We start from the raw sequence: 26,878 nt of genomic DNA on the forward strand, positions 1-26,878 counted from the left end.
CTTGACTTGTCCATCGGGCGTCGTCAGCCTGCGAGCGCCGCGAGTACTTCGCCGGATTGCCGGACGAGACCGAGCCTCGGGAAGATGTAATTGAGCGACGCATGGTGATGCTCGGGCGCGGCGCAGCTCATTGCGTCCTCGATGAGCACCAGCGAGTACCCGTGCTCGTGCGCGGCGCGGGCCGTCGACTCGACGCCGATGTTCGTCGAAATCCCGCCGAGCACGATGGTCTCGATGCCGCGACGCCGCAATTGCAGGTCGAGCTCGGTGCCGTAAAAAGCGCTCCATTGGCGCTTCGTGATCTTGATGTCACGCTCCTCCACCGCCAGTTCGGCGGGGAAGTCCCACCAGTTCGAGGGGAGTCCGCCGGGGGGAAGCGCTGCGGGCTGATCGACGGGCTGCTTCAGTGCATCGCCGAAGTCGGCGCTCCAGCCCACCCGGACCAGGACGACTGGCGCATTCGCTTCCCGGAAGCGTTTCGCGAGCGTTGCCGCGGTAGCCACCACGGCAACGCCTGGGCGGGGTGCTTTCCCGAATCCGAGAATGCCCTGCTGAAGATCGATCAGAACGAGGGCGGTAGTCTTGGGGTCAAGTTTCTGCAACATGATGGTCTTCCGTTGAAAGCGATGAGCCGCTGGTGTATTGTGAGGGGGTGCTCACAAATAGTGTATGAGGATGAACTCACAAAAGTCAACGCCGAATCCTGGCGAGGCGAAGGCGCCGCGCCGCGCCCGCGGTCATGCGCGGGTCGCGTCGTTGCTGGAAGCCGCAGGCGCGGAGTTCGCCGAAAAAGGATACGAAGCAACGACGATGACAGCGATCGCCGCGCGCGCGGAGTCGTCGATCGGTTCGCTTTACCAGTTCTTTCCGACGAAAGAGCAGGTCGCAGGTACGCTGATCGAGCAATACGTGACCGAGCTCGAGGCAGCGTTCGACCGGCTGAGCGAGGAGGTGCCGTCGCTTGACGCATCGGTCGTTGCGGGCCGGCTGACGACGTTGTTCGTGGCGTTTCGCGCGACGCACCCCGCTTTCGTGGTGCTGGCCGACGCGCATGATGTCGTGCTGCCTGGCGCCACCGGCGTGCGCGAAAGATTGCGCAAGGGAATCGCCTCCGTGCTGGCCGCCCTCGCGCCGCGACTGTCCGCGAAAGAGGCTTTGTTCCGGGCCGTGGTCGTCCAGCATCTTATGAAGGCAGCCGTCGCGCTGAGCCACGATGCGAGCGTGGCCGGCCGCCACGCGGCGATGCTGGAGTTCCAGCGCGTGGTGCAGCACTACCTCGAGGACGTGATGGAAGCACGGTGTGGCCGACAGACCGGCGGAGCGCAGCGAGGCGCGGCGCGCAAGGGGCGTTCCCCTTCGCACAACGGCGCCGGTCCGAAGAGCAAGGGCAAGGAAAAGCCGTAGAGCCAGATACCGTTTGCGGTTCGTTCACGACGACAGCGCTGCCGCGCCGCCGCCCGCGTTTGCACAATTTTTACACGTTTTCGTCATAGTGACGATTTGCCTCGTCATTATGACGAAATTCGCAGTCAGAGCGCAGCACTTTGCGTCTATAAACTGTTTTTGCGCATCCCTACACTGTGTGCAGAGTTTCCACCCGCTGCCTTGTGCCGCAGGCGGCGGCAACCATCCACGACACGCAGAACAATCAGGAGAAGCGCATGAAAGTTGCCATCGTCGGTGCCGGTCTGATCGGCCACACCATTGCCCACATGCTGCGGGAGACCGGCGAGTACGAAGTCGTTGCATTCGATCGCGATCCGCACGCGCTTGCCAAGCTCGCCGCCCAGGGCATCCCCACCGAACGCGTCGATTCGGCCGACGCCAACGCGATTCAGAACGCCGTGCAAGGCTTCGACGCGCTCGTCAACGCGTTGCCGTACTACCTCGCGGTGAACGTGGCTGCGGCGGCGAAGGCCGCGGGCGTCCACTATTTCGACCTCACCGAGGACGTGCGCGCGACCAACGCGATCCGCAGCCTCGCCGACGGCGCGACGCATGCGTTCATGCCGCAGTGCGGGCTCGCGCCGGGCTTCATCGGCATTGCCGCGCACGAACTGGCGAACCGCTTCTCAGAGATCCGCGAAGTGAAGATGCGGGTCGGTGCGTTGCCGGAGTTTCCGACCAACGCGCTCAAGTACAACCTGACCTGGAGTGTCGACGGCCTCATCAACGAATACTGCCAGCCGTGCGAAGCGATTCGCGACGGCCGCTCGCAATGGGTTCAGCCGCTCGAAGGCCTCGAGCATTTCTCGCTCGACGGCATCGAGTACGAAGCGTTCAATACGTCGGGCGGCCTCGGCACGCTGTGCGAGACGCTGTCCGGCCGTGTCGAATCGCTCGACTACAAGTCGGTCCGCTATCCCGGCCACCGCGCGCTGATCCAGTTCCTGCTCGAAGAGCTGCGTCTGTCGAGCGATCGTGACACGCTCAAGTCGATCATGCGCCGGGCGGTGCCGTCGACCGCGCAAGACGTCGTGCTGATCTTCGTCACCGTGACGGGCATGCGCGACGGCCAGCTCGTGCAGGACGTGTTCACGCGCAAGATCTTTGCGAAGACCGTGTGCGGCGTGCCGATGAGCGCGATTCAAATCACCACGGCGGGCGCGATGTGCGCGGTGCTCGACCTGTTCCGCGAAAAGAAGCTGCCGCAAAGCGGTTTCGTGCGCCAGGAGCAAGTGTCGTTGCGCGACTTCCTCGACAATCGCTTCGGCAAGCTGTACGAAGGCGCGACGCTCGAGGCGATGGCGACGGCTTGAGCATGAATGCCGCGGTGGAGCGCGGCGTCAGGCGGGCCCCGGCGGCAGGATCGTTGCCGGCCGCGACGGCATCTGCACGATCTCGCGCAGCAGCGCGTCGAAATCGGCCGCGCTCGGCGCGGTGTTGTCGAACATGATGAGACCAACGCGCGCCGTGCCGCCCGGCACGAAGCGGCGCTGCCGGTACTCGTCCCAGTGCGCGAGCTTGTACGCATCGTTCGGATTGGCGCGAGCGACGATGCGTGCATGCGCGGTCTCTTCCGACGTCAGCACCCAGACGATGCGGATCACGACGTCGTCCGCGACACCGAGCCATTGACGGTCGAAAAGCCGGCGGTCGCGAATCTCGCGCGAAAGCGGCCCGATCACGACTGTGCTGATGCCGAGTTCGAGATTCTCGCGAGCCGTATCGATGAGGCCCCGGTACTCGGGATCGCGCAGATGCTGGAGAAAAAGCGGGCTGTCGCGGTCGTTGGGGTCGCCGGTCAGCGCCTGCATGGCGGCGGCGCTGTAGTGTCCGTAGAGCGTGTCCTTGTCGAGCAGGCAGAATGCGCTGCCCGTCGTGCGCATGAGCGGCCCGATCAGGCGCTTGGCGATCGTCGTCTTGCCCGTGCCCGCGTGACCGCACAGAAAAACCAGATAGGTCACGAGTGCTTGTCCTTGGAGTCGTCCGCCTGAGCATCGGCGCCTTCGACGGCATCGTGCGCGAAGGTATCGTTCGCATCGAGCCACATCACGTTGATGATGCCGAAGCCGAGTGCGACGCCGATGCCGAGGATCCAGGCGAAATACCACATGGCGGTCTCCTTGAGGTGGGTTCTGCGGCGCTGCCCGCCGCCGTGCGCCGGAGTGCGGGATGACAGCATGGGGCCGCGGCGGCAAGCCCAGCGCGGCGTCGCCGGGGACGCCGGATGCACGTTCGATCATGATCAAGAACGCCTTGCCGCGCAAGAGGGAAGGGTCTACGCGGCTGTGTGCGCCACCGGATGCACGCGCGGACGGCGAGCCGCTACACTCTCTCGCATTCGACGCCGACGACGGGAACAGCATGCGCGGGCATTGGGCAGGCAAGGCGAGGGCGGCGGTGCGCCCGAGCACGGCGGGGACGATCGCGGCGGCACTCGTCGCCGCTTCGGCGGTCTTGGCCGGCTGCGCGGCGACGCCTGCGGCACCCGTGGCGTTCAGGCCGGTGCCGGTCGAACGCATCCTCAAGCCGGATGTCACGCAGCCGGCCGCCGGCAAAGTCGCCGTCGACGTGCGCCGCGAGCGCACCGACAACGTGATCGTGCGGTTTCGCGACGCGCTCGTTTACGTCGACGGCGTGCAGGTCACGGATCTGCAAAACGGCGAGCATGTCGTGTTCTATCTGAGCCCGGGCGTGCACCGGCTGGCGGTGTCGACACAGTTCGATCCGGTGATCGAGATTCGCTTTACGGTCGATGCCCGCTATACGAACGTCGCGAGCGTCGCGTTCGACAAGGACCATCGCGTCGGTTTGCGGCGCGTGCCGCATTAGCGAGCCGTTGCGGCGGGTTTCGGGGCGGATGCATTCAGACATTGCGGCAAGTCAGCGCGCCTTTGCACGCGGCTCGCCGCGCCTTTGCGCTAACATGCGGCCGCTTGTCGTGCGAGCGCCCATCCTCGAGGAGGGTCATCCGATGAACTCAGCCAGCCACGCAAAACACCATCTGATCGAGCGTTTCGGGCTGATCCCGCATCCCGAAGGCGGCCACTACCGCGAGACGCATCGCGATCCCGCGCGCGTCGCTCGGATCACGGGCACGAGCGACGGGGAGCGCAGCGGGGCGACCGATGCTTCGCGTTGTGCGTCGACCTGCATCTACTACATGCTCTGCGACGGCGCGTATTCGGCGTGGCACCGGATTCGCTCCGACGAGGTCTGGCATTTCTACGCCGGCGACCCGCTCGATGTGCACGTGCTCGATGCCGCCGGGCAGCTCGTCACGCACCGGCTCGGCAATGCGCTGGTTCGCGACGACGCGGTCTTTCAGGCCGTCGTGCCGGCCGGGTGCTGGTTTGCCGCGCAATGTCCCGCTCTCGCGGATCAGGCGGATCTGGCGGGTGCGGCCGGTTTCGCGCTCGTCGGCTGCACGGTTGCGCCCGGATTCGAGTTCAGCGAGTTCGAACTGGCCGACGCCGAGGCACTGGCCGCCGCGCATCCGAGCCACGCAGAACTGATCCGGCGCCTCGCGCCGCGCGCACCGTGACAATCTTGGATATCCAGCTCGTGACCAGTCCATTGCGAACGTAAGAGTCGCGAGCCGAAAATGCATCGGCCACCTCGGCCGATTCTCCCTTGAACGTACGTGCCAGGGCATTATTATGATTTTTGATAACGCCTAACGAAAAATAGATAATTAAATTATGCATTAAAGTGATGCGGCTAGGGTGTTGCACACCCGGCGCAGACGAAGTTCCGCGTCGTATCTTGAACGCGGCCGATATGGCGAGCTGCGGGGAATGTTCAGTTGCGTGCGGTACGGAGCCGCAGCAGGTGCGGCCCCGCGTGCGTCAAGCGGGCGTTCGTGCCGCGCGGGCGCGTGGGCGGCGCTGCTCGGCGGCCGCAGCCGCAGTCGCTTCCTCGCCGTCGTTGCGCGGCAATACAGCAATCATGCGGTCGAGAAGCTGATACGTTTCATTGAGCGTGCTCGTGCCGAGGCGCGCTTCGAGAAGCTGGTATTGGGCGTCGACGCGCGGGCCGATCTGCGCGACCAGCTCCGTGCTCTTGGGCGTCAGCGTCACGATGAGCTTGCGCTGGTCGGCGAGCGGGCGCATGCGCCGGATCAGGCCATCGCGCTCCATACGCTCCAGCACGCCGGTCAGGCTCGGGCTCAGGATGCAGCACAGCTTCGCGATCTGGCCCGCTTCGAGTTCGCGCGACGGCTGCGCGTCGAGCGTGCGGATGATGCGCCACTGCTGCTCGGTCAGCGAAAACTCGTTGAGGATCGGGCGGAACATGCCCATCAGCGTTTCGCGCGCCTGCAGAAGCAGCATCGCGAGATTGCGGTGGTCGAACTGGCGGGTCATGGCTTTGGACGGAAAGGCGATGGCGAAATCTTATCAGGGACGCCGCATGCCGCATACCGCAATCAACTATCGGCGGATTCGCTTGCCTATGATTAACATATTAATTACTATGTTCCGGGAACCCATCCTGCCGACGAGCAAGGAGTCAAGCCGATGAGACTTTCTGTGGTGACCGACAAGGCCGGGCGCACGGCGCGCGGCGAGGTCGAGTTGAAAAGCGTCTATGGGGCGCTCTTGAATTTCCGCAGCGCGTTGACCGCGCTGGGCGACGCGGTCAACGCGGCGCCGTACGGCAAGCCGCCGCAAGCGCCGATCCTCTATATCAAGCCCGCGAACACCTACGCGCACGACGGCGCTCTGGTCGCGGTGCCGGACGGCGTCGGCGAACTCGAAATCGGCGCGACGCTCGGCGTAGTGTTCGGCCGTCGCGCCACGCGCGTAACGGCCGCCGACGCGCTCGGCTACGTGCTCGGCTACACGGTCGTCAGCGACGTCGGCGTGCCGCATCCGAACTATTACCGACCGGCCGTGCGCTTCAAGTGCCGCGACGGCTTCTGCCCGATCGGCCCGTCTGTGGTCGCGCGCGACGCGGTGCGCGATCCGGATCGTCTGTCGCTCACCGTGCGCGTAAACGGCGAAACCAGGCTGGAGACGAATACCGGCGACCTCGTGCGTCCTGTCGCGCAACTGATCGCAGACGTGACGTCGTTCATGTCGCTCGACGCCGGCGATGTGCTGCTGATCGGCGTGCCGGCCAATGTGCCGCGCGCTCGCACGGGCGACATGGTTGAGATCGCCATCGGCGAAGTGGGCACGCTTACGCATACGCTCGTGACGGAGAAGATTGACGACCCCGACGCTCACTATCGTTCGCTGCCCCGCGAAGAAAGTCCCGCGCCTCGCAGGACGTCCCCCGCCCCGCAGGAAGTCCCTTTGGGGGATTGGGGGATTGGGGGAAGGGAGGCACGATGAAAACGGCACGTGTGGCATTCAACGGCGCGGTGCACACCGCCACGCCCGCGGGCGACGATCTGATCCGCCTCGACACCGGGCGCGTGCTCGCCGAGCGCGACGTGATCTGGCTGCCGCCCGTCGAGCCGCGCACGGCCTTCGCGCTCGGCCTGAACTATGCCGACCATGCGAAGGAACTCGCGTTCAAGGCGCCCGAAGAGCCGCTCATTTTCCTGAAAGGCCCGAACACGTTCGTCGGCCATCGCGCGCAGACAGTGCGCCCGGTCGACGCGACTTACATGCACTACGAGTGCGAACTCGCAGTGGTGATCGGCAAGACGGCTCGCCGCGTGTCGCGCGAAGACGCCGACGAGTACGTCCGTGGCTACACCGTGGCGAACGATTACGCGATCCGCGACTACCTCGAAAACTACTACCGCCCGAACCTGCGCGTGAAGAACCGCGATACCTGCACGCCGCTCGGGCCGTGGCTAGTCGATCGCGACGACGTGCCGGACCCGATGAACCTCACGCTCTCCACGTTCGTCAACGGCGTCAAGACGCAGCAAGGCTCGACGCACGACATGATTTTCGACATTGCGTCGCTGATCGAAACCCTCAGCAGCTTCATGACGCTCTCGCCGGGCGACGTGATCCTGACGGGCACGCCGGAAGGGCTCGCCGATACGAAACCGGGCGACGAGGTCGTGACCGAGATCGAAGGTGTCGGCCGGCTCGTCAATTCGATCGTGAGTGAAACCGATTACTACCGCGCGGGCTGACGGCGTCGGCGCAAGGAGCCAACGATGACCATCAAACACTGGATCGACGGCAGGCAAGTCGAGAGCCGCGAGACCTTCATCACCTACAACCCGGCGACCGGCGAGGAAATCACGGCGGTTGCGTCGGGCGGCGAGACCGAGATCGATCTCGCAGTGCGGGCCGCGAAAGAGGCGTTCCCGAAATGGGCGAACACGCCCGCAAAGGAGCGCGCGAAGCGGATGCGCAAGCTCGCCGAGCTGATCGACCAGCACGTGCCGGAACTCGCCGCGCTCGAAACGCGGGATACGGGCCTGCCGATCTCGCAGACCAGGAAGCAGCTGATTCCGCGCGCGTCCGAGAACTTCAACTTCTTCGCCGAAGTGTGCGTGCAGATGAACGGCCGCACTTACCCGGTCGACGATCAGATGCTGAACTACACGCTATATCAGCCGGTCGGCGTGTGCGCGCTCGTGTCGCCGTGGAACGTGCCGTTCATGACGGCGACGTGGAAAACCGCGCCGTGCCTCGCGCTCGGCAATACGGCGGTGATGAAGATGTCGGAGCTGTCGCCGCTCACCGCGGATCAGCTCGGCATGCTGGCATTGGAGGCGGGGATTCCGCCCGGCGTGTTCAACGTCGTGCAGGGCTACGGCGCGACGGCCGGCGATGCGCTCGTGCGTCACCCCGATGTGCGCGCCGTGTCGTTTACGGGCGGCACGGCCACCGGCAAGAAGATCATGGAAAGCGCGGGCCTCAAGAAGTATTCGATGGAGCTCGGCGGCAAGTCGCCGGTGCTGATCTTCGACGATGCGGATCTCGACCGCGCGCTCGATGCGTCGCTCTTCACGATCTTCTCGATCAACGGCGAGCGCTGCACGGCGGGTTCGCGCATCTTCATCCAACGCTCGATCTACGACGAATTCGTGCTCAAGTTCGCGGAGCGTGCGAACCGCCTGATCGTCGGCGATCCGGCCGACGAGAGAACGAACCTCGGCGCGATGATCACGCGCGCGCACTGGGAGAAGGTCACCGGCTACATCCGCCTCGGCGAACAGGAAGGCGCGAAGATCCTCGCGGGCGGCGCCGACAAGCCAGCCGGCCTGCCCGCCCATCTCAAGAACGGCAACTTCGTGCAGCCGACCGTGCTCGCCGGCGTCGACAACCGGATGCGCATCGCGCAGGAAGAGATCTTCGGGCCGGTCGCGTGCCTGATCCCGTTCGATAACGAAGACGATGGCCTGCGCCTCGCGAACGAGACGCAGTACGGGCTCTCGTCGTACATCTGGACGCAGGATGTCGGCAAGGTCCACCGCTTGGCGCGCGGCATCGAAGCGGGCATGGTGTTCGTCAACAGCCAGAACGTGCGCGACCTGCGCCAGCCGTTCGGCGGCGTGAAGGCGTCAGGCACCGGGCGCGAAGGCGGCGAATACAGCTTCGAAGTGTTCGCGGAAGTGAAGAACGTCTGCATCTCGATGGGCAGCCATCACATTCCGAAGTGGGGCGTTTGACGGTTTCACCGGAGACAGAACGATGGGTAAGCTTTCCATAGCCGCCAAGATCACGCACGTGCCTTCGATGTATCTGTCCGAGTTGCCAGGCCGGCACCACGGCTGCCGGCAGGCCGCGATCGACGGGCACAAGTTCATCGGCGAGCGATGCCGCGAGCTGGGCGTCGATACGATCGTCGTGTCCGACACGCACTGGCTCGTCAATGCCGGCTACCACGTGAACTGCAACTCGCGTTTCGCGGGCACGTACACGAGCAACGAGCTGCCGCACTTCATCAAGAACATGACGTACGCGTATCCGGGCAACCCGGAGCTCGGGCGCCTGATCGCGGCGACGGCGACCGGGCACGGCGTGTTCACGCGCGCTCACGAGATCGACAGCCTCGAGCTCGAATACGGCACACTCGTGCCGATGCGCTACATGAACGGCGATCAGCACTTCAAGGTGGTCTCGATCGCGGGCTGGTGCGCGTGGCACCCGCTCGACGAGAGCCGGCGCTTCGGCGCGGCGCTGAAGGAGGCGATCGAGGCGAGCGATTCGAACGTGGCGTTTTTCGCGAGCGGGTCGCTGTCGCACCGCTTCAACGACAACAACAGCCCGGAAGAAGCGATCCACATGATCAGCCGCGAGTTTTTCCGGCAAGTGGACGAGCGCGTCGTGGAGCTGTGGAAGAAGGGCGACTTCGCGACGTTCTGCAAGATGTTGCCGGAGTACAACCTGCATTGCTTCGGCGAAGGCGGCATGCACGATACGGCGATGCTGCTCGGCCTGCTCGGTTGGGATGCGTACGACAAGCCGGTCGAGATCGTCACCGGCTACTTCGCGAGTTCGGGCACCGGGCAGATCAACGCGATCTTTCCACTGCCTTGAACACGCTCGGTCCCTTAAGCGCCATTGAATAACAGGAGCCTCGCCATGCCTCACATCATCGTCGAATACACCGACAACCTGGGCCCCGGCGCGCGCATCCCGGCGCTCTTGAAGACGATCAACGACACGCTGATCGCGCAGGACGGCGCGTTTCCGATCGGCGGCATCCGCTCGCGCGCATTCGAGTTGCACGACTCCGCGTGGCCGATGGCGCAGAAGATGACGCGTTCGTGCACATCACGCTGAAAATCGGCGCCGGCCGCAGCGACGCGGTGAAGAAGAAAACCTGCGACGCGCTGTTCGAAGCCGTCAAGGCGCACTTTGCCGATGTTTTTGCGAAGCGTTATCTGGCGCTGTCGATGGAGCTGATCGAGTTCGGCGAAAGCGGCACATACAAGCACAACAACATTCACGCGCGCTACCAGCGCGCCTCCTGAGCCGCCCTGAACGCCAGGTTCGGGCTTAAATCATCCATTGGGGAATCGCACATCATGCTGAGCCAAGGCACGATCGAACTGCTGGCGCGAAAGCTCCACCAAGCCGAGCAGAATCGCGAGCAGATTCGGCAGATCTCGCTCGACCATCCGGACATCACGATCGACGACGCGTACGCGATCCAACGCGAGTGGGTCGCCTTGAAAATCGCCGAAGGGCGTGTCTTGAAGGGGCACAAGATCGGGCTGACGTCGAAGGCGATGCAGTACACGTCGCAGATCGACGAGCCGGATTTCGGCGCACTGCTCGACGACATGTTTTTTGCCGAAGGCGGCACGGTGCGCGTCGATCGCTTCATCGTGCCGCGCGTCGAAGTCGAACTCGCGTTCGTGCTCGGCAAGCGCTTGAAAGGCCCGAACTGCACGATCTTCGATGTCTACGACGCCGTCGATTACGTCACGCCCGCGCTCGAGATCATCGACGCGCGCAGCCATTCTATCGACCCGGAAACGAAGCGTCCGCGCAAGGTGTTCGACACGATCGCCGACAACGCCGCGAACGCAGGCGTCGTGCTCGGCGGCCGGCCCGTGCGGCCGCACGACGTCGACTTGCGCTGGGTCGCGGCGATCATGTCGCGCAATGGCGTCGTCGAGGAAACGGGCGTCGCGGCGGGGGTGCTCAATCATCCGGCGAACGGCGTGGCGTGGCTCGCGAACAAGCTCGCGCCGTTCGACGTCGCGCTGGAGCCGGGGCAGGTGATTCTCGGCGGCTCGTTTACGCGGCCATGCGCGGCGAGAAAGGGCGACACGTTCAATGTGGACTACGGCCCGCTCGGCACCATCAACTGTTATTTCGGTTAAGCCGTTCGTCACCGAGGCGCGCGACAGGCAGCGCCTCCGATGTTGAAGCGCCGAACCGACGAGGCAGGGCGCCCAGCAGACTCGACCTATCGATGCCGTGCAGCAGCCAACCCGCCCGCCTTGGCCTTCGCTGGCCGGGCGGGCGGACTCACGACTCCGATCCCACCTGCATCACCGCATCCCGCTTATCGAGCAAGTGCTGCCGCAGAATTTCCGCGAGCCGCTTGCCGTCGCGCGCTTCGAGCGCCTTCAGCATTTCCTCGTGGTCGTGCACCGCGCTGTCCCACTTCTGCGCATGGAAGTTCGAACGAAAGCGCAGTGCCTGCAGCCGCCGGTTGATCGACACATACATCTGACGCAGTACCGAATTGCGCGCGGCTTCGTTGATCCGGTTGTGAATCTCGTGGTTGCGGCTGTAGTAGCCGGGCAGGTCGTTCTGCGTGCGGCATGCCAGCATCGCGTAATGCAGCGCCTTGATCTCCGCGAGTTCGGCCGGCGTGATGCGCTGGCACGCCAGCTCGCCTGAGAACGCCTCCAGGCCGCTCATCACCTCGAAGGTCTCCCAGATTTCCGCATCGCTCATCTTCGAAACCGTCGCGCCGCGGTTCTGCGAGATCTCGATCAACCCTTCCGCCGCGAGCACCTTCAGCGCTTCGCGCAGCGGCGTGCGCGAAATGCCGAGCCGCTCGCACAGTTCGCGCTCATTGAGCTTCGTGCCCGGCGCGAGCACGCCTTCGACGATGAATTCGCGCAGATGGTCGACCACGGTGTCGTGCAGGCGCTGCCGCTCGAGCTTCGGCAGGAGCCGCAGCGGAGCACTGGCTTCGGAGTTGGACGATTGCATGCAAAATCCTCTAGCAAAGGTTCCGTATATTTTACCGCAGGCCTCATTTTTCGCGCGAGAACCCGTGTCGGGAATACCCTTAGTCAATATCCGAAATTCTGCTTTCCTCGCGCCGATGTCACTGCTAAAGTATTTTGAATGCAAAATTCAATTGAGCTTCATGTGAGGAGAACAAGGTGCTGACACTCGATTTCCATCCTGCCGGACGTCATTTTTTGCAAATCCCGGGTCCGAGCCCGGTGCCCGATCGCATCCTGCGGGCGATGAGCTACCCGACGATCGACCATCGCGGTCCCGAGTTCGGGGCGCTCGGGCTGCAAGTGCTGGCGGGCATCAAGAAAATCTTCAAGACGCAACACCCGGTGGTGATCTATCCGGCGTCGGGCACGGGCGCTTGGGAAGCGGCGCTCTCGAACACGCTGAGCCCAGGTGACACCGTCCTCATGTACGAGACAGGGCACTTTGCGACGCTCTGGAAGAAGATGGCGGAGAAGCTCGATCTCAAGCCCGAGTTCCTCGGCCTGCCGGGCATCGAAGGGTGGCGCCGCGGGGTCGACGCCGAGCGGATCGAAGCGCGTCTGCGTGCGGACACGGCGCGCACGATCAAGGCGGTGTGCGTCGTGCACAACGAGACGTCGACCGGCGTCACGTCGAACATCGCGGCGGTGCGGCAGGCGATCGACGCGGCGGGGCATCCGGCGCTGCTGTTGGTCGACACGATCTCCGGTCTTGCGTCGGCCGACTATCGGCATGACGAGTGGGGTGTCGACGTGACGGTATCCGGCTCGCAGAAGGGACTGATGCTGCCGCCCGGCATCAGCTTCAACGCGATCTCGCCCAAGGCGATCGAAGCGAGCAAGACGGCAAAGTTGCCGCGCAGCTTCTGGGATTGGAGCGAGATCGTCGAAATGAACAAGACCGGCTACTGGCCGTACACGCCGAACACCAATCTCCTCTATGGCCTGGCCGAATCGATCGAGATGATTCTCGGCGAAGGGCTCGACAACGTATTCGCGCGCCATCAGCGCCTCGCCGAGGCGTGCCGCCGTGCGGTGCGCGCGTGGGGGCTCGAGATCCAGTGCGTCGATCCCGCTGTCTACAGCCCGGTGCTCACCGGCGTGATGACGCCGGAAGGCATCGATGCCGACGCGGTGCGCAAGACGATCTACGAGCGCTTCGACATGTCGCTCGGCACCGGGCTCGGCAAGCTGAAAGGGCGCATGTTCCGCATCGGCCATCTCGGCGACTGCAACGACCTCACGCTGATGGCGACGCTGTCCGGCTGCGAGATGGGCCTGAAGATTGCGGGGGTGCCGTTGGCGGCGAGCGGCGCGATTGCGGCGATGGATTACCTCGGATCGAACGCCGCGAAGCCGAACTTGAAAGCGGCCGCGTAAGCCGCGCGAGCGCCGGGTGCGCCCGCGACCGCAAGCGGCGCGTGCAGCAACGCCCGCGCCCCGATTCTTTATCACCGCCCGCAGAGGCCGGCCGTGGCCGATCGAGCTGTCGGCCACGCGATAGCTTTGCATGGGATCGGGCTAAGTGCTCTGCACGAGTTCGGAGTCAGTGCTAAAGCACTGACTCCGAACGACAGCTAAAGCGCTAAGCCCGTTCGACACGGAGACAGACGATGAAACGCATTCGTGCGAGCAGTATCGTGTTGTTGATGTTGTGTGTGATGTATTTCATAACGTATCTGGACCGCGTGAACGTCAGCACTGCCGCAGCGGGGTTCGGCAAGGAGTTCGGTCTCTCGAAGACGGAGATCGGGCTCGTCTTTTCCGCGTTCGCGTATCCGTATCTCGTGTTCCAGATCATCGGCGGCTGGGTCAGCGACCGCTTCGGCGCGCGCAAGACGCTGATCTTCTGCGGCGCGCTGTGGGCGTCCGCGACGGTGCTGACCGGCTTCGCGGGCGGCCTCTTCTCGCTGCTGGCCGCGCGCGTGCTGCTCGGGCTCGGCGAGGGCGCGACCTTCCCCGCGTCGACCGCGGCGATGTCGCGCTGGGTCGCGAAGGAAAAGCGCGGCTTTGCGCAAGGCATCACGCACGCGGCGTCGCGCGTGGGCAATGCGGCGGCGCCTGCGGCCGTGGTCCTGGTGATGACCACCTACGGCTGGCGCGAGTCGTTCTATGCGTGCGCGGCGTTGAGCTTTGTCTGGGTGGTCGTCTGGGCGATGACCTTCACGGAATATCCGAAGGACCATCCGCGCATCACGCCGCAGGAACTCGCCGCGCTGCCGGCGCCGAAACCGAAGGCGGCGAAGGTGCCGTGGGCCAAGCTCTTCAAGCGCATGGCGCCCGTCACGATCGTCTATTTCTGCTATGGCTGGACGCTCTGGCTTTTTCTGAGCTGGATTCCGCAGTACTTCCTGCACAGCTACCACCTAAACCTGCAAAAGTCGGCGCTGTTTGCGTCGAGCGTGTTCTTCGCCGGCGTGCTCGGCGACACGCTCGGCGGCATCGTGACCGACAAGATCCTCACGCGCACCGGCAGCCTGAAGCGCGCGCGCAGCTGGATGGTCGCGATCTGCATGATGCTGACGCTGCTGTCGTTGATACCGCTCTTTCTGTCGCACGACATCTACGTGTCGCTGGCTTCGCTGTCAGCGGGCTTTTTCTTCTCGGAGATGACGATCGGGCCGATGTGGGCGATTCCGATGGACATCGCGCCGGAACATTCGGGCACCGCAAGCGGCATGATGAACACGGGCTCGGCGCTCGCGGCAATTCTGTCGCCGGTATTGTCCGGATTCCTGATTGACAGATTCGGCAGTTGGGATCTGCCGTTCTTCGGCAGCATGCTGCTGATGGGCGTCGGCGTCGTGCTCGCGTTCCGGATGCAGCCGGAGAGCAAGTTTGCCGTCGATCCCGCGGGGCCTGTCGGCGAATTGCGCGCGTAGCCGGCTGCGCGCGACTCCCGAACATTCAGCGCTAGTAGGAGTGTCATGAAACAGCCTGTTGCTTCGCTCGTGGCCCAACCGATCAAGCTGGTCCCGCCCGCCGCCCGGCACGCCGGGTCGCTTGCCGCGAAGCTCGCGAAAGAACTGCGCGGCGATGTCTTCTTCGACGCCGCGAGCCGCGGACGCTATGCGACCGATGCGTCGATCTATCAAATCATGCCGATCGGCGTGGCGGTGCCGCGCGATCAGGCCGATGCGCTCATCGCGCTCGACATCGCGCGCGACTTGAAAGTGCCGGTCCTCGCGCGCGGCGCCGGCACGAGCCAATGCGGGCAGACGGTCGCCGAGGCGCTCGTCGTCGACACCAGCAAATGGCTCAACGCGGTCGTCGATTTCGATGCCGCCGCGCGCACGGTGACGGTCGAGCCGGGGATCGTGCTCGATCACCTGAACGCATGGCTCAAGCCGCACGGGCTGTGGTTTCCCGTCGATGTTTCGACAGCCGCGCAATGCACGATCGGCGGGATGGCGGGCAACAACTCCTGCGGCTCGCGCTCGATCGAGTACGGCAACATGGTGCACAACGTGCGGTCGATCGATGCAGTGCTCGCGGACGGCTCGCAGCACCGCTTCGGACCGTTGGCCGAAGCGAGCGGCGCGCCGCGCATGCAGGAGATCGTCGCGGCGCTCACGCGCATCGCGACACGCGAGCGGCAGGAAATCGTCGAGAAGATGCCGAAGGTGCTGCGGCGCGTCGCGGGCTACAACCTCGACCTGTTCGATTGCCAGAATCCGCGCGCCTACACCGACGACGGCTCGGCAAATCTCGCGCACCTGCTGGTCGGCTCGGAGGGCACGCTCGCCTACAGCCGTCAACTGACGCTCAAGCTCGCGCCGCTGCCGGCGCACAAAGTGCTCGGCGTCGTGAACTTCCCGACGTTCCATCAGGCGATGGACCTGACGCAGCACATCGTCAAGCTCGGGCCGACGGCAGTCGAATTGGTCGACCGTACGATGATCGATCTCGCGATCGGCAATCCGGCGTTTCGCCCCGTGATCCAAAGTGCGCTGACCGGCAATCCGCAGGTGATCCTTCTCGTGGAGTTCGCAGGGGAGGATCGCAACCTGCCGTTTGCGCAACTCGACCGGCTCGCCGAATTGATGGGCGACCTCGGCCTGCCGGATTCGGTCGTGAAGATGCCCGACGCCGGCGCGCAGAAAGCGCTGTGGGAAGTCCGCAAGGCCGGCCTGAACATCATGATGAGCATGCGCGGCGACGGCAAGCCGGTGTCGTTCATCGAGGATTGTGCGGTGCCGCTCGAGCATCTCGCGCAGTACACGAGCCGCCTCACCGATGTCTTCCACAAGCACGGCACCGAAGGCACCTGGTACGCGCACGCAAGCGTGGGGACGTTGCACGTGCGGCCGATTCTCGACATGCGCCGCGACGGCGCACAGAAAATGCGCGCGATCGCCGAAGAGGCCGCCGCGCTCGTGCGCGAATACAAGGGCGCGTTTTCTGGCGAGCACGGCGACGGACTGTGCCGCGGCGAGTGGGTCGCGTGGCAGTACGGTCCGCGCATCAACGAAGCATTTCGCGAGATCAAGCGGCTCTTCGATCCGGAGAACCGCTTCAATCCGGACAAGATCGTGAACCCGCCGAAGATGGACGACGCAGCGAACTTCCGTTTCGCGCCAGGCTATCGCGAAGCGGCGCTCACGCCCGCGCTCGACTGGTCGGCATGGAACGTGGCGCGCGATCCGCTGACGGGGGAGGAGACCGCGCCGGGTACGGGCGGCGACCTGTCGGCCGGGCTCGCGAAAGCGGTCGAGATGTGCAACAACAACGGCCATTGCCGCAAGTTCGATGCGGGCACGATGTGTCCGAGCTATCGCGTGACGAAGGACGAGCAGCACGTCACGCGCGGCCGCGCGAATACGCTGCGGCTCGCGATCTCCGGTCAGCTCGGGCAGGAAGGGCTCGCGAGTTCCGAGGTCAAGGACGTGCTCGGTCTGTGCGTGTCGTGCAAGGGCTGCAAGCGCGATTGTCCGACCGGCGTCGATATGGCGCGCGTCAAGATCGAAGCGCGTGCCGCTTGGGCGAACCGGCACGGCATCCCGCTGCGCGACACGATGGTGGCCTTCATGCCGCGCTATGCGCCGCTTGCGAGCCGTTTCGGCTCGGCAATCGGGCTCGCCGAATCGGTGCCGGGTCTGTCGAATCTCGTGAAGCGTGCGTTGGGGTTCGCGCCGCAACGATCGCTGCCGCGTTTTGCAAAGCCGTTCCTCGAAAGCGCGCAAACATCGCTGCCGTTGCGCGAAGACGGCAACGAAGTGCTGCTCTTCGTCGATACGTTCAATAACTACCTGGAGCCCGGCAATGCGCGTGCCGCGCAACGCGTGCTCGCAGCCGCGGGCTATACGGTGCATTTGAGCGCGCGCGCCGACGGCAGGCCGCTCTGCTGCGGGCGCACGTTCCTCGCGGCGGGACTGGTCGACGAGGCGAAGGCCGAAGCACGCCGCACGCTGGATGCGCTCAAGCCTTTCGTGGAACGCGGCGTGCCGATCGTCGGTCTGGAGCCGTCGTGCCTGCTGTCGCTGCGCGACGAGTTTCTCGGCTATGGCTACGGCGACGAGGCCATGCGCCTCGCTGAACAAGCGTTCCTCTTCGAGGAGTTCCTGGTTCGCGAGCAAAAGGCAGGGCGGCTCGAACTCGATCTGAAGGCGCTGAGTGCGCGTCAGGCGCTGGTGCACGGCCACTGCCATCAAAAGGCGTTCGACGCGTTCAGCCCCGTTCAGGCCGTGCTGAAGTGGATTCCCGAACTCGACGTCTCGACCGTCGAGTCTTCCTGCTGCGGAATGGCCGGCAGCTTCGGCTACGAGGCCGAACACTACGCGACGTCGATGGCGATGGGCGAGCTGTCGCTGCTCCCGGCGGTGCGCAAGGCCGGCGCCGACGTGCTCATCGTCGCCGACGGTACGAGCTGCCGGCATCAGATTCACGACGGGGCGAAGCGGCAGGCCGTTCACGTGGCGCGTGTACTCGAAGCGGCGTTGATGGACGAGGCCGCGCGGTTGTTGTGATTCGAACCTCTGCCTGACCATGCTGGCGGCGATGTCGCGGCTTATCCGCGAATCCCGCCGGTTCTTTTAATGGATCGCAGCGCAGGCAGCGGAATTCGCTAGGTCGCGCTGACGGCTGTCGCAGGCGCTGCCTCGTGCGCAGCGCCGATCGCCCAGACCGAGACGCCGGCCGCGTCGATATCGAAACGCTGGTGCGTATCGACTAGCCAGCGAGGGTCGTCGCTCGCCACGTCGAAGCGCACGCCGCCGGTTTCGAGCCGCACATAGCGCTCGCCGCGGCGCAATTCGACGGCCTCGACCGTTCCCGTGTGCGCGCCATCGTGCGACGCGCAGATCGCATGCGACGACACGCGCCACATCACGCGCTGACCGGCAGCGAGCGCTTCGTCCGCCATCGGCACCACCAGATCGCGGCCGATCTGCACTTGTCCCGGTGCGCGCACGATCCCTTCGCCGATATTGCTCAAGCCGAGCAGGTCGGCCACGCGCATCGTGGCGGGCTTCTCGAACACGGTTTCGATCGGACCCGCTTGCAGCAGGCGGCCATGTTCGATGACGAGCACTTCGTCGGCAAGCAGCGCGGCCTCGTCCGGATCGTGCGTGACGGTGATCGTCACGGCGGCGATCTCGCGCTGCAGTGCCCGCAGCGACTGCTGCAGGCGACGGCGGCGCGGCGTATCGAGCGCAGCGAACGGCTCGTCGAAAAGCAGCAACTGACTGTGCTGCGTGAGCGCGCGCGCGAGCGCCACGCGCTGCCGCTGGCCGAACGACAGTTCGTGCGGCAGACGCGCGACCAGCGTCGCGAGCCCGAGGTGCTCGACCCAGTAGCGCGCGCCGGCCGTGTCGGCATCGACAGGAAAGGCGAGTTGCTGCGCGACGGTCATATGCGGGAACAGGCCGTAATCCTGCGGCATGTAGCCGATCCGGCGGCGCTCGGGCGGCAGCGCGCCGAGATCGGTCGCGCCGAGCCGCAGCGTGCCGCCCTCGTTGCGCTCGAGCCCCGCGATCACGCGCAGCGCGAGCGACTTGCCGGAACCCGAGGGTCCGATGATCGCGAGCCGGCGCGTCGCGGCCGTGTAGGCGACGTCGAGATCGAACGAACCGAGGCGGCGGGTCAAACGGAACGTGAGCTGCAGATCGTCGGCGGCGGCGCGCGGCGCGCGTCCTAGCGGCGACTCCGGGTCATCGCCATTGTCGGCGGGCAGCACGCCGATGCGCTGACGTCGGGTATAGATCGACAGCGCCGCGCAGACGATCGCGATCGCGAGCGTCGGCAACAGGAGCGGCATCATCGCCGGCAAGCCCTGGCCGCCGAACACGACATACGTATAAACCGGCAGCGAATACGGGTGATACGCGACCATCACGGTCGCGCCGAACTCGCCGAACGCGCGCAGCCACGCGAGCGCGAGGCCGGCCCGGATCGCGGGCCACGCGACCGGCAGCGTGACCCGGAAAAAGCGGCTGCCCGCGTGATGGCCGAGCGTCGCGGCGACGTCGTCCAGCACCGGATCGACGGCGGCGAACGCCGATTTCGCGGCGATGATCAGGAACGGCGCCGCAACGAACGTTTCCGCGAGGACAATGCCCGCGAACGAATCGGTGAGGATGCCGCCGGTCATGCGGCCGACCGGGCTATACGGCCCGAGCAGGAACAGCAGCAGCACGCCGCTCGTGAGCGGCGGCAGCGCGAGCGGCAACTGCACGACGAAGCCGAGCAGCGCCGTCTTGCGCGAACTGGAGCGCGCGAGGAAATACCCAAGCGGCACGCCGCCCACCAGAATGACGAGGGACGCGACGCTCGCGCTCGCCGCCGACACGCCGACCGCGGACCAGGTTGCCCGCCAGTCGACGTTCGCCCAGTCGGCGTTCCCCAGCTGCGGCACGCTCGCGACAAACGGCGCACACAGGTACGCGGCGAGCAGCGCGGCAAGCCAGAAGAGGGGGCGGGCGGCGAGTGACTTCATGACTTCCCGATCGATGCCGGCAAGGCGGGCGCCGTGAGCTTACGGCGCCGCATCGATCACGGCTTGCACCGGCGACGGAATCGCCTCGGTGCTGCCGGTGACGACCGGCTTGACGACCTCGACGCCATGCTCCGCAAGCAGCGCGCGGCCCTTCGCGCTCAACAGGAAATCGATGAAGCGTGAGGCGCCCGTCGCGTTTTGCGCGTCGTTGAGTATCGTCAGCGTGTAGCTCGCCTTCGCTTGCAGTTCAGGCGCGGGACGGATCGCGGGAATCTTCAGGTCGGAGGTCTCGGTCGAGTAGAAGAAGCCCGCATCGAGCTGCCCGGACTGCAGGCGTCCGACGAGGGTCTCCTCGGGCAGGACCTGCGACGGGTTCTCGGTATCGCCGAGCGTCTTCCGGACGAGGTCGGGCTGGCGATAGAGATCGGCGGCCTTGGTCACCATCTCGACGGTGAACGCGCCTTTCGGATCGAGCTTCGGATCGGTGCGGCCGATGCGGATGCCCGGCTCCTGCAGCACCTGGTCCCAGCGCTTGGTCTTGAAGTCCGCGGCGAACTTGCTCTTCGGGTCGTAGCCGATCATGAGCGGCGACTCGGCGAAGTTGACGTACCAGCTCACATGGTCGCCGTTGGCCGCGCCCATCAGGCTCGTGTTGACCTTCGGGCTGGCGCTGATGAACACGTCGCCGCGGCGCAGCTTGCCTTTGATCTCATTGGCGATCTTGTTCGACCCTGCCGCGTAGCCGCGGAATTGCAGCCCCGTTTCCTTTTCGAAGGCGGGACCGACGCTGCGCTCCATCAGATTGACGAGCGACCCGGCGTACAGCACGTTGACTGTCTCCCCTTGCGCGTAGGCCGGCGCTGCCGAGACGGCACCGGCAATGAGCGCGGCGGCGGCCGCCAACTTGCGAATCATTGTTTTTCTCCTTGGCGTTATAAAGGACGCAATATTACGCTCGCCAGGCAGCTTTTCGCATGCGTCAGGCAGGCCTTTGAAATATCAGGATCAATATGTTGCATAGGGTGTGGCGAGCGCGATGCCGGCTTATGCGTCGAGCGTAATATATGCGGCGACATAGCGGTAGCCCGGAATGCCCGTACTGATGAGAAGAAGAGGTGCGGCGATGCACGCCGCCTCAGGCTGTCTTAAACTGCGGCTCTTCGATTGCCGCCGTTTTCCCGTCTCCTTTCAGGCCAAGCCCCATGTTCTCCGCATCTGTCGACGCCCAGTTGCCCAAAGCCGAGCTGTACCAGGAACTCGCCGCCCAGGCTCGCGCGCTGATCGGCGGCGAAACCAGCCGGATCGCGAACGCCGCCAACTTTGCCGCGCTCGTGTTCAACGCGCTGCCCGATCTCAACTGGGCGGGCTTTTACTTCTTCGACGGGAACGAGCTCGTCGTCGGTCCGTTCCAGGGCAAGCCCGCTTGCGTACGCATCGCGCTCGGCAAGGGCGTCTGCGGAACGGCTGCGGAGGCGCGCCGCACGCAGGTCGTGCGCGACGTGCATCAGTTCGCGGGGCACATCGCCTGCGATTCTGCCTCGCAATCGGAGATCGTCGTGCCGCTCGTCGACGCCGACGGCAAGCTGATCGGCGTCTGGGACGTCGACAGCCCGCTGCTAGCGCGTTTCGACGACGACGACGCGAAGGGGATGGAGGCGCTGTGCCAAGTCTTTGTCGAAGCGGGCTGGGCTGCGTAACTGGGGTGGTGCAAGGTGAGGGGGTGCAGCGCAATCTCATTTCTAGACGACCGGTCTAATTTTCGGTTATCATCCGTTCCCATGAAATCCGCGAACGCCGCCGAAATGCGGCAGCACATCCTCGACACCGCGCGTCCGATCATGCTCGGCAAGGGCTTTTCGGCGGTCGGCTTGAACGAGATCCTGAGCGCCGCCGGCATCCCGAAGGGCTCCTTCTATCACTACTTCGGATCGAAGGAAGCGTTCGGCGAGGCGTTGCTCGAAGGCTATTTCACCGGCTATCTCGAACGCATGGACGAACTGCTGGTGCGTCAGGACGGCACCGCCGCCGAGCGGCTGATGAGCTACTGGGACGATTGGCGCAACGACCAGGAAAGCGACGATGCTGCCTGCAAGTGTCTGGTCGTCAAGCTCGGCGCGGAAGTGTGCGATCTGTCGGAACCGATGTGCGCCGTGCTGCAGGACGGCACCGAACGGATCGTCGCCCGGATTGCCGAATGCATCGAGGCGGGCGCGGCGGACGGCTCGCTGAAAGGTATCGACGATGCGCATCGCACCGCCGCGACGCTCTATGAGCTATGGCTCGGCGCGACGCTCCTGGACAAGATCGGCTACCGCCGCCAGCCGCTGGACGCCGCCATGGCGACCACGCGCATCATCCTCAACCTTCCCGGACCGCTTTAATAGCGCCCCCAGACCTGCCGCTGCGCGTCAGGCCCCCGAGGGGGCAATCCCCCAAGGGGACTTCCTGCGGGGCGGAAAACTTGGGGCGGCCCGGCGGTTTCTTGAAAGACTAGGCGGGCGCGCCCGCCTATGAAGTTTTTTTTGCCGCAAAGGCGAGACGACCGGTCTAATCGTAGACGACCAGTCTAATTGATGGAGAAATACCTGATGCAGAATTTCGACTACTACAACCCCACCCGCATCGTTTTCGGCCAAGGAGCGATCGGCCAGCTGAACGACCTCGTGCCAGCTGCGGCGCGCGTGCTCGTGCTGTACGGCGGCACGAGCGCGAAGAAGAACGGCACGCTCGACGAGGTCAAGGCGGCGCTCGGCGCGCGCGAGATCCGCGAGTTCGGCGGCATCGAGCCGAACCCGACATTCGAGACGCTGATGGAGGCCGTCGCCGTCGTGCGCCGCGAGAAGCTCGACTTCCTGCTGGCGGTGGGCGGCGGCTCGGTGATCGACGGCACGAAGTTCATCGCCGCCGCGGTGCATTTCGAAGGCGACCCTTGGACGATCCTCGAAACGCACGGTGCGAACGTCACCGGCGCGTTGCCGCTCGGCGCCGTGCTGACGCTGCCCGCCACGGGCTCCGAAATGAACAATGGCGCGGTGGTCACGAGACGGGCGACGCAAGCGAAGCTCGCGTTCCGCCACGAATCGGTGTTCCCGCAGTTTTCGGTCCTCGATCCGACCAAGACCTACACGCTGCCCCCGCGGCAGATCGCCAACGGCGTGGTCGACGCCTTCACGCACATCGTCGAGCAATACCTGACCTATCCGGCGAACGGCCTCGCGCAGGACCGCTTTGCCGAAGGGCTGCTGCAGACGCTGATCGACATCGGCCCGAAGGCGCTCGCGCATCCAGACGACTATGCCGTTCGCGCGAATTTGATGTGGGTTGCGACGCTTGCGCTGAACGGACTGATCGGCGCCGGTGTGCCGCAAGACTGGGCGACGCACATGATCGGTCACGAGCTGACCGCGCGCTACGACATCGATCACGCGCGCACGCTCGCGATCGTGCTGCCGTCGATGCTCCAGGTCCGGCGCGACAGCAAGCGCGCGAAGCTCTTGCAATACGCCGAGCGCGTTTGGCAGATCACGTCGGGCAACGACGATGCACGCATCGACGAAGCGATTGGCCGCACGCGCGCCTTCTTCGAGAGCCTCGGCGTGAAGACGCGCCTGCCCGACTACAACGTCGGCGCGGACGCGATCGACGCCCTCGTCGCGCAACTGGAGGTGCACGGCATGACGCAGCTCGGCGAGCGCGAGGACATCACGCTCGACGTCAGCCGGCGCGTGCTCGAAGCGAGCCTGTAAGTCGCGTCGAGCGGGCATGTTGAACGGCCACCAGATCGCCGACGTGCTGACGTTCATTCGCGCGGGCCGGAACAACCAGGCGCCGGCCGTCGCCGCGGCCGACGCCGCGAAGCTGCGCAAGCTTCGCTAGGCGCGTAAGTCGAATGCGTCCCGGTCCGACGCTTGGCCGTTGCCGGCGCGTGCGCGCGCGCGCCACACCGGGCTCGCCTTGATGCGGCCGCATTCCTTGGCCTCATACATCGCAGCGTCGGCCTTGCGGACCAGATCGTCGGCCGTCTCGTTCGGTTCGAGCACCGCGACGCCGCAACTTGCCGTCATCCGATACGGCTCTTCGTGCAGCAGGACGGGCTCGCCCAACGCGCTGTCGAGTTGGCGGACGATCAGCGCCGCCGCGTCGCCCGCATTCGGCTCGGTCGTTTGCACCAGCACCAGGAACTCGTCGCCGCCGACGCGCCCGATCCGTCCGCACTCGCCGGCCGCGAAGCGCAGACACTCGGCGAGCGCGGCGAGCACGGCATCCCCCGCCTGATGCCCGTGCGTATCGTTGAGTTGCTTCAAGTTGTCGAGGTCGACGAAGATCACCGCGACATGTCCCGCTGCGTCAGGTGCGGCAACCGCTTGCTCCAGCAAATCCGAGATCCTGCCGCGATTGAGGAGGCCCGTGAGCCGGTCGACGCGCGAGAGCCGCTGCAATGCTTCGCGGCCCGCGAGCAGCTTGCGGATCAGCGACATGATCCACGCAGCAAAGCCGACCAGCATCACCGAGATGACGATCGCCATCGTCACGTAGACGCGCCGCATGCGGTAGTAGTCGTCGAGCGCATCGTCGACCGAGAGACCCGCGACAGCCAAGAGCCCATACCGGTCGATCGCACTGCCGGCGACGATCCGCTCGACATGATCGAGCGGGTCGGCGAGCGTCGCATCGCGCTCGTGCAGCAAGGCGTCGTAGCCCGCAGGCAGCGATTGCCCCGCCGTGCTGTGTGCGTCTGCCGCGCGGCGCGAGAGCATGAAGCCATGACGCGACAGCACCGCGATCATGCCGTGCTCGCCCAGCGCGGTGCGGTTATAGAAACCGTCGGTGAGATAGGCCGGGTCTTCGGATACGACGACGACGCCGTCGAAGCTGCCGTCCGGGTGGTTCAAGCGCCGCGTCGCCTGCACCGACCAGTGCTTCGAGATGCGCCCGATCACCGGCCGGCTGATGAAGAGCCCGACATCCGGATTGAACCGGTGCACGCGAAAGTGCTCGCGGTCGCTCAAATCGACATCGCCGGTCACGCGGCTCGTCGACATCGTGACGTGCCCATTGGGACCGACGAGCGTGACCTGCAATGCGGTGTCCGAGCTGATGAGGCCATGCGTCTCGTAGCTATGCAAGTCGAAGGTCCGCGACGCGTCGTGCGCTTTCTCGTAGCCGTACTTGACGAGCAACGCGATCTCATCGACGTCGTGAATCGTTTTCAACGTGTGCGTGCGCAACGAATCGGCGAGCGTGCGCGCGGCGAGGCGCGTGTCGCGCAACACCGCGGCCTTTTCGATTTCGAGGCGCAAGAGGATGGTGCCCCACATGACGCACAGGACGAGCCATGTCAGCACCGGGATCAGAAACAGCGCCCGGGGCTTCGGTTCGTCCCGCTCAAACCCTTGCAAGGCCGCGCGCATGAGCTCCTCGTAATGACTTGTCTAGTTATCGAGTGTGGGCCTGTCGGGAAAACCCTGGTGCGTTGAAAAGAGCCGGGTTTTCCGTTCGATTCGATGCATTGGCGCTTCGCCACGCGCATTTGTTCGACGAATAGGGCGCTCGAACGCAGCTTTTGCCTACGTATTACCGCATTTTGACGAATTGGCCCGCTGCCGATCGTCATACGGTTGCGCACCGCGCCATGTCGCGCGTCCGGGAGCGGCACTTTCCTTCCGTTGCGTTACGGCCGGTCTGCCACTACATTGCTTCTTCCAAACACAATCGGGAGACAGTATGCGCCGCTACCTTGCCACTGCTTTGGCCGCCGTGTCGGCCGCCGGCATGATCGAAACCGCCCACGCACAAGAGGTCGTGACGATCGGCCATTCGGCGCCGCTCACCGGCCCTCAGGCCGTGAACGGCAAGGACAACGAGAACGGCGCACGCCTCGCGATCGAAGACCTCAACAAAGCAGGCGTAACGGTCGCGGGCAAGAAGGTGACGTTCAAACTCGATTCCGAAGACGATCAAGCGGACCCGAAAGCCGGCGTGCAGGTTGCGCAAAAGCTCGTGGACAGCGGCGTGGTCGCCGTGATGGGCCCGTACAACTCCGGCGTGGCGATTCCCGCGTCGCGCGTCTACAGCGGGGCCGGCGTGCCGATGCTGCCGGTCGCGTCGAACCCGACCTTGACCAAGCAAGGCTTCAAGAACATTTTCCGGATCGGCGCAAGTGACGTGCAATTAGGCGGAACCATGGCGACGTTCGCCGCGAGCACCCTGAAAGCGAAGACCGCCGCGATCGTCGACGATCGCACCGCGTACGGGCAGGGCGTGGCCGACGAGTTTGAGTCGGTCGCGAAGGCGCACGGCATCCGGATCGTCGATCGCGAGTACACGAACTCGCAGGCCACCGATTTCCTCGGCATCCTGACCAACATCAAGTCGAAGAACCCGGACGTGATTTTCTTCGGCGGCTATGCGGCGCAGGGCGCGCCGATGGCCAAGCAGATGGTCGAGCGCGGCTTGCGCGCCAAGCTGCTCGGCGGCGACGGCATCTGCTCGGCCGACATGGGCCATGTGGCAGGCGCGGCGGCGTCGATCGTCTACTGCGCGCAAGGCGGCGTGTCGCTCGACAAGACCGCGGCAGGCCGCGACTTCCTCAAGCGCTACAAGGACACGTACCACACCGACACGCAGGTCTATGCCGTCAACTACTACGACGGCGTGAAGATGCTCGCCGACGCGATGGTCAAGGCGGGCACGACGACCGACAAGGCCAAGCTGACCGCCCAGCTCGCGAAGGAGGACTACACGGGCGTCGCGGGCACGTACTCGTTCGACGAGTATGGCGACCTGAAGGGCGCGCCTACGACCGTCTACGTCATCAAGAATGGCTTGCCCGTGCCGTATGGTCAGTAACGGCGGATCAGCAACAGCGTTCAAGCGCCAAACTACCGAAA

Annotated in this window: 22 protein-coding genes and 3 pseudogenes; 17 read left to right on the top strand and 8 right to left on the bottom strand. The window is 65.0% G+C overall.

Annotation, left to right across the window (positions count from 1 at the left end):
* Positions 1–23 precede the first annotated feature (23 nt).
* The gene (locus J3489_RS12420; RefSeq protein ID WP_206998327.1) at positions 24–605 is read right to left on the bottom strand and encodes a hydrolase; all 582 of its coding nucleotides are present in this window, start codon (positions 603–605) and stop codon (positions 24–26) included.
* A gap of 70 nt (positions 606–675) precedes the next feature.
* Here J3489_RS12420 and J3489_RS12425 point away from each other — a divergent pair, with 70 nt between their 5' ends.
* Both J3489_RS12425 and J3489_RS12430 read left to right on the top strand, forming a co-directional pair.
* Positions 676–1,404, top strand: coding sequence for a TetR/AcrR family transcriptional regulator (locus tag J3489_RS12425; protein ID WP_206998329.1), 729 nt, complete (start codon positions 676–678; stop codon positions 1,402–1,404).
* Between the two features lie 257 nt (positions 1,405–1,661).
* Entirely contained in the window at positions 1,662–2,759 is a 1,098-nt protein-coding gene (locus tag J3489_RS12430; protein WP_206998331.1) for a saccharopine dehydrogenase family protein, read from the top strand.
* A gap of 27 nt (positions 2,760–2,786) precedes the next feature.
* Here the strand turns inward: J3489_RS12430 and J3489_RS12435 are convergent, their stop codons facing one another.
* Both J3489_RS12435 and cydX read right to left on the bottom strand, forming a co-directional pair.
* A complete protein-coding gene (locus J3489_RS12435) occupies positions 2,787–3,407 on the bottom strand; it encodes a P-loop nucleotide/nucleoside kinase family protein (protein WP_206998334.1) in 621 nt (206 codons plus the stop codon).
* Positions 3,404–3,556, bottom strand: coding sequence for a cytochrome bd-I oxidase subunit CydX (gene cydX / locus J3489_RS12440; protein ID WP_206998336.1), 153 nt, complete (start codon positions 3,554–3,556; stop codon positions 3,404–3,406). The genes J3489_RS12435 and cydX overlap by 4 nt, the downstream gene beginning before the upstream one ends.
* 59 nt (positions 3,557–3,615) lie before the next feature.
* On the opposite strand from cydX, the gene J3489_RS12445 reads away from it, so the two are divergent.
* Positions 3,616–4,275 carry a hypothetical protein gene (locus J3489_RS12445; protein WP_242539970.1) on the top strand — a complete coding sequence of 220 codons (660 nt, stop codon included), beginning with the start codon at positions 3,616–3,618 and terminating at the stop codon, positions 4,273–4,275.
* A 142-nt stretch (positions 4,276–4,417) separates the two neighbouring features.
* Positions 4,418–4,987 carry a cupin domain-containing protein gene (locus J3489_RS12450; RefSeq protein WP_206998338.1) on the top strand — a complete coding sequence of 190 codons (570 nt, stop codon included), beginning with the start codon at positions 4,418–4,420 and terminating at the stop codon, positions 4,985–4,987.
* A gap of 394 nt (positions 4,988–5,381) precedes the next feature.
* Here the strand turns inward: J3489_RS12450 and hpaR are convergent.
* Positions 5,382–5,807, bottom strand: a pseudogene (hpaR, locus tag J3489_RS12455) (homoprotocatechuate degradation operon regulator HpaR); the annotation flags it as partial.
* 153 nt (positions 5,808–5,960) lie between these two features.
* On the opposite strand from hpaR, the pseudogene J3489_RS12460 reads away from it, so the two are divergent.
* From J3489_RS12460 to hpaH, 6 genes and pseudogenes are all read left to right on the top strand, one after another.
* Positions 5,961–6,647 (top strand): annotated as a pseudogene (locus tag J3489_RS12460) (fumarylacetoacetate hydrolase family protein); the annotation flags it as partial.
* Between the two features lie 128 nt (positions 6,648–6,775).
* On the top strand, positions 6,776–7,540 hold the full coding sequence (locus J3489_RS12465) for a fumarylacetoacetate hydrolase family protein (protein ID WP_206998344.1): 765 nt from the start codon (positions 6,776–6,778) through the stop codon (positions 7,538–7,540).
* Between the two features lie 24 nt (positions 7,541–7,564).
* Positions 7,565–9,028: a 5-carboxymethyl-2-hydroxymuconate semialdehyde dehydrogenase gene (hpaE, locus tag J3489_RS12470; protein WP_206998346.1), complete on the top strand. Its 1,464-nt coding sequence runs from the start codon at positions 7,565–7,567 to the stop codon at positions 9,026–9,028.
* Positions 9,029–9,050: 22 nt separating this feature from the next.
* The gene (hpaD, locus tag J3489_RS12475) at positions 9,051–9,899 is read left to right on the top strand and encodes a 3,4-dihydroxyphenylacetate 2,3-dioxygenase (protein ID WP_206998348.1); all 849 of its coding nucleotides are present in this window, start codon (positions 9,051–9,053) and stop codon (positions 9,897–9,899) included.
* Positions 9,900–9,944: 45 nt separating this feature from the next.
* Positions 9,945–10,336, top strand: a pseudogene (locus J3489_RS12480) (5-carboxymethyl-2-hydroxymuconate Delta-isomerase).
* 54 nt (positions 10,337–10,390) lie between these two features.
* Positions 10,391–11,194: a 2-oxo-hept-4-ene-1,7-dioate hydratase gene (gene hpaH / locus J3489_RS12485; protein ID WP_206998350.1), complete on the top strand. Its 804-nt coding sequence runs from the start codon at positions 10,391–10,393 to the stop codon at positions 11,192–11,194.
* 148 nt (positions 11,195–11,342) lie between these two features.
* Here the strand turns inward: hpaH and J3489_RS12490 are convergent, their stop codons facing one another.
* Complete coding sequence (locus tag J3489_RS12490; RefSeq protein WP_206998352.1) at positions 11,343–12,038, bottom strand: GntR family transcriptional regulator; 696 nt, start codon at positions 12,036–12,038, stop codon at positions 11,343–11,345.
* 176 nt (positions 12,039–12,214) lie between these two features.
* Between J3489_RS12490 and J3489_RS12495 the strand changes: the two genes are divergently transcribed.
* The 3 genes from J3489_RS12495 (at position 12,215) to J3489_RS12505 (ending at position 18,021) form a co-directional block, all read left to right on the top strand.
* Positions 12,215–13,435: a pyridoxal-phosphate-dependent aminotransferase family protein gene (locus J3489_RS12495; protein WP_206998354.1), complete on the top strand. Its 1,221-nt coding sequence runs from the start codon at positions 12,215–12,217 to the stop codon at positions 13,433–13,435.
* Positions 13,436–13,668: 233 nt separating this feature from the next.
* Positions 13,669–14,937: an MFS transporter gene (locus tag J3489_RS12500; RefSeq protein WP_206998355.1), complete on the top strand. Its 1,269-nt coding sequence runs from the start codon at positions 13,669–13,671 to the stop codon at positions 14,935–14,937.
* Positions 14,938–14,982: 45 nt separating this feature from the next.
* Entirely contained in the window at positions 14,983–18,021 is a 3,039-nt protein-coding gene (locus J3489_RS12505; RefSeq protein ID WP_206998357.1) for an FAD-binding and (Fe-S)-binding domain-containing protein, read from the top strand.
* Positions 18,022–18,119: 98 nt separating this feature from the next.
* On the opposite strand, the gene J3489_RS12510 is transcribed toward J3489_RS12505, so the two are convergent.
* Positions 18,120–19,988: an ABC transporter ATP-binding protein/permease gene (locus J3489_RS12510; RefSeq protein ID WP_206998359.1), complete on the bottom strand. Its 1,869-nt coding sequence runs from the start codon at positions 19,986–19,988 to the stop codon at positions 18,120–18,122.
* Between the two features lie 39 nt (positions 19,989–20,027).
* Positions 20,028–20,903, bottom strand: a complete 876-nt coding sequence (locus J3489_RS12515) for an extracellular solute-binding protein (RefSeq protein WP_206998361.1) — start codon at positions 20,901–20,903, stop codon at positions 20,028–20,030.
* Positions 20,904–21,190: 287 nt separating this feature from the next.
* On the opposite strand from J3489_RS12515, the gene msrC reads away from it, so the two are divergent.
* The 3 genes from msrC to J3489_RS12530 all read left to right on the top strand — a co-directional run bounded on the left by msrC (position 21,191) and on the right by J3489_RS12530 (position 23,734).
* On the top strand, positions 21,191–21,685 hold the full coding sequence (gene msrC, locus J3489_RS12520) for a free L-methionine (R)-S-oxide reductase MsrC (RefSeq protein WP_206998363.1): 495 nt from the start codon (positions 21,191–21,193) through the stop codon (positions 21,683–21,685).
* Positions 21,686–21,766: 81 nt separating this feature from the next.
* Complete coding sequence (locus tag J3489_RS12525; RefSeq protein WP_206998365.1) at positions 21,767–22,369, top strand: TetR/AcrR family transcriptional regulator; 603 nt, start codon at positions 21,767–21,769, stop codon at positions 22,367–22,369.
* 207 nt (positions 22,370–22,576) lie between these two features.
* Complete coding sequence (locus J3489_RS12530; RefSeq protein ID WP_206998367.1) at positions 22,577–23,734, top strand: iron-containing alcohol dehydrogenase; 1,158 nt, start codon at positions 22,577–22,579, stop codon at positions 23,732–23,734.
* Positions 23,735–23,860: 126 nt separating this feature from the next.
* Here J3489_RS12530 and J3489_RS12535 read toward each other — a convergent pair whose 3' ends face one another.
* Positions 23,861–25,399: a sensor domain-containing diguanylate cyclase gene (locus tag J3489_RS12535; protein WP_206998369.1), complete on the bottom strand. Its 1,539-nt coding sequence runs from the start codon at positions 25,397–25,399 to the stop codon at positions 23,861–23,863.
* Positions 25,400–25,712: 313 nt separating this feature from the next.
* Here J3489_RS12535 and J3489_RS12540 point away from each other — a divergent pair, with 313 nt between their 5' ends.
* Positions 25,713–26,837: a branched-chain amino acid ABC transporter substrate-binding protein gene (locus J3489_RS12540; RefSeq protein WP_206998371.1), complete on the top strand. Its 1,125-nt coding sequence runs from the start codon at positions 25,713–25,715 to the stop codon at positions 26,835–26,837.
* The last annotated feature ends 41 nt before the right edge of the window (positions 26,838–26,878 follow it).

It is taken from the genome of Trinickia mobilis, from assembly GCF_017315705.1.
Classification (GTDB): Bacteria; Pseudomonadota; Gammaproteobacteria; order Burkholderiales; family Burkholderiaceae; genus Trinickia_A; species Trinickia_A mobilis.

Bases quoted from the DNA above. Each gene is read 5' to 3' on its own strand.
- hpaE (WP_206998346.1), top strand. From the start codon at position 7,565: ATGACCATCAAACACTGGATCGACGGCAGGCAAGTCGAGAGCCGCGAG.
- msrC (WP_206998363.1), top strand. From the start codon at position 21,191: ATGTTCTCCGCATCTGTCGACGCCCAGTTGCCCAAAGCCGAGCTGTAC.
- J3489_RS12420 (WP_206998327.1), bottom strand. From the start codon at position 605: ATGTTGCAGAAACTTGACCCCAAGACTACCGCCCTCGTTCTGATCGAT.
- J3489_RS12450 (WP_206998338.1), top strand. From the start codon at position 4,418: ATGAACTCAGCCAGCCACGCAAAACACCATCTGATCGAGCGTTTCGGG.
- hpaD (WP_206998348.1), top strand. From the start codon at position 9,051: ATGGGTAAGCTTTCCATAGCCGCCAAGATCACGCACGTGCCTTCGATG.
- J3489_RS12525 (WP_206998365.1), top strand. From the start codon at position 21,767: ATGAAATCCGCGAACGCCGCCGAAATGCGGCAGCACATCCTCGACACC.
- J3489_RS12490 (WP_206998352.1), bottom strand. From the start codon at position 12,038: ATGCAATCGTCCAACTCCGAAGCCAGTGCTCCGCTGCGGCTCCTGCCG.
- J3489_RS12500 (WP_206998355.1), top strand. From the start codon at position 13,669: ATGAAACGCATTCGTGCGAGCAGTATCGTGTTGTTGATGTTGTGTGTG.
- J3489_RS12540 (WP_206998371.1), top strand. From the start codon at position 25,713: ATGCGCCGCTACCTTGCCACTGCTTTGGCCGCCGTGTCGGCCGCCGGC.
- J3489_RS12510 (WP_206998359.1), bottom strand. From the start codon at position 19,988: ATGAAGTCACTCGCCGCCCGCCCCCTCTTCTGGCTTGCCGCGCTGCTC.
- cydX (WP_206998336.1), bottom strand. From the start codon at position 3,556: ATGTGGTATTTCGCCTGGATCCTCGGCATCGGCGTCGCACTCGGCTTC.
- J3489_RS12530 (WP_206998367.1), top strand. From the start codon at position 22,577: ATGCAGAATTTCGACTACTACAACCCCACCCGCATCGTTTTCGGCCAA.
- J3489_RS12535 (WP_206998369.1), bottom strand. From the start codon at position 25,399: ATGCGCGCGGCCTTGCAAGGGTTTGAGCGGGACGAACCGAAGCCCCGG.
- J3489_RS12425 (WP_206998329.1), top strand. From the start codon at position 676: ATGAACTCACAAAAGTCAACGCCGAATCCTGGCGAGGCGAAGGCGCCG.
- hpaH (WP_206998350.1), top strand. From the start codon at position 10,391: ATGCTGAGCCAAGGCACGATCGAACTGCTGGCGCGAAAGCTCCACCAA.
- J3489_RS12505 (WP_206998357.1), top strand. From the start codon at position 14,983: ATGAAACAGCCTGTTGCTTCGCTCGTGGCCCAACCGATCAAGCTGGTC.
- J3489_RS12430 (WP_206998331.1), top strand. From the start codon at position 1,662: ATGAAAGTTGCCATCGTCGGTGCCGGTCTGATCGGCCACACCATTGCC.
- J3489_RS12445 (WP_242539970.1), top strand. From the start codon at position 3,616: ATGACAGCATGGGGCCGCGGCGGCAAGCCCAGCGCGGCGTCGCCGGGG.
- J3489_RS12515 (WP_206998361.1), bottom strand. From the start codon at position 20,903: ATGATTCGCAAGTTGGCGGCCGCCGCCGCGCTCATTGCCGGTGCCGTC.
- J3489_RS12465 (WP_206998344.1), top strand. From the start codon at position 6,776: ATGAAAACGGCACGTGTGGCATTCAACGGCGCGGTGCACACCGCCACG.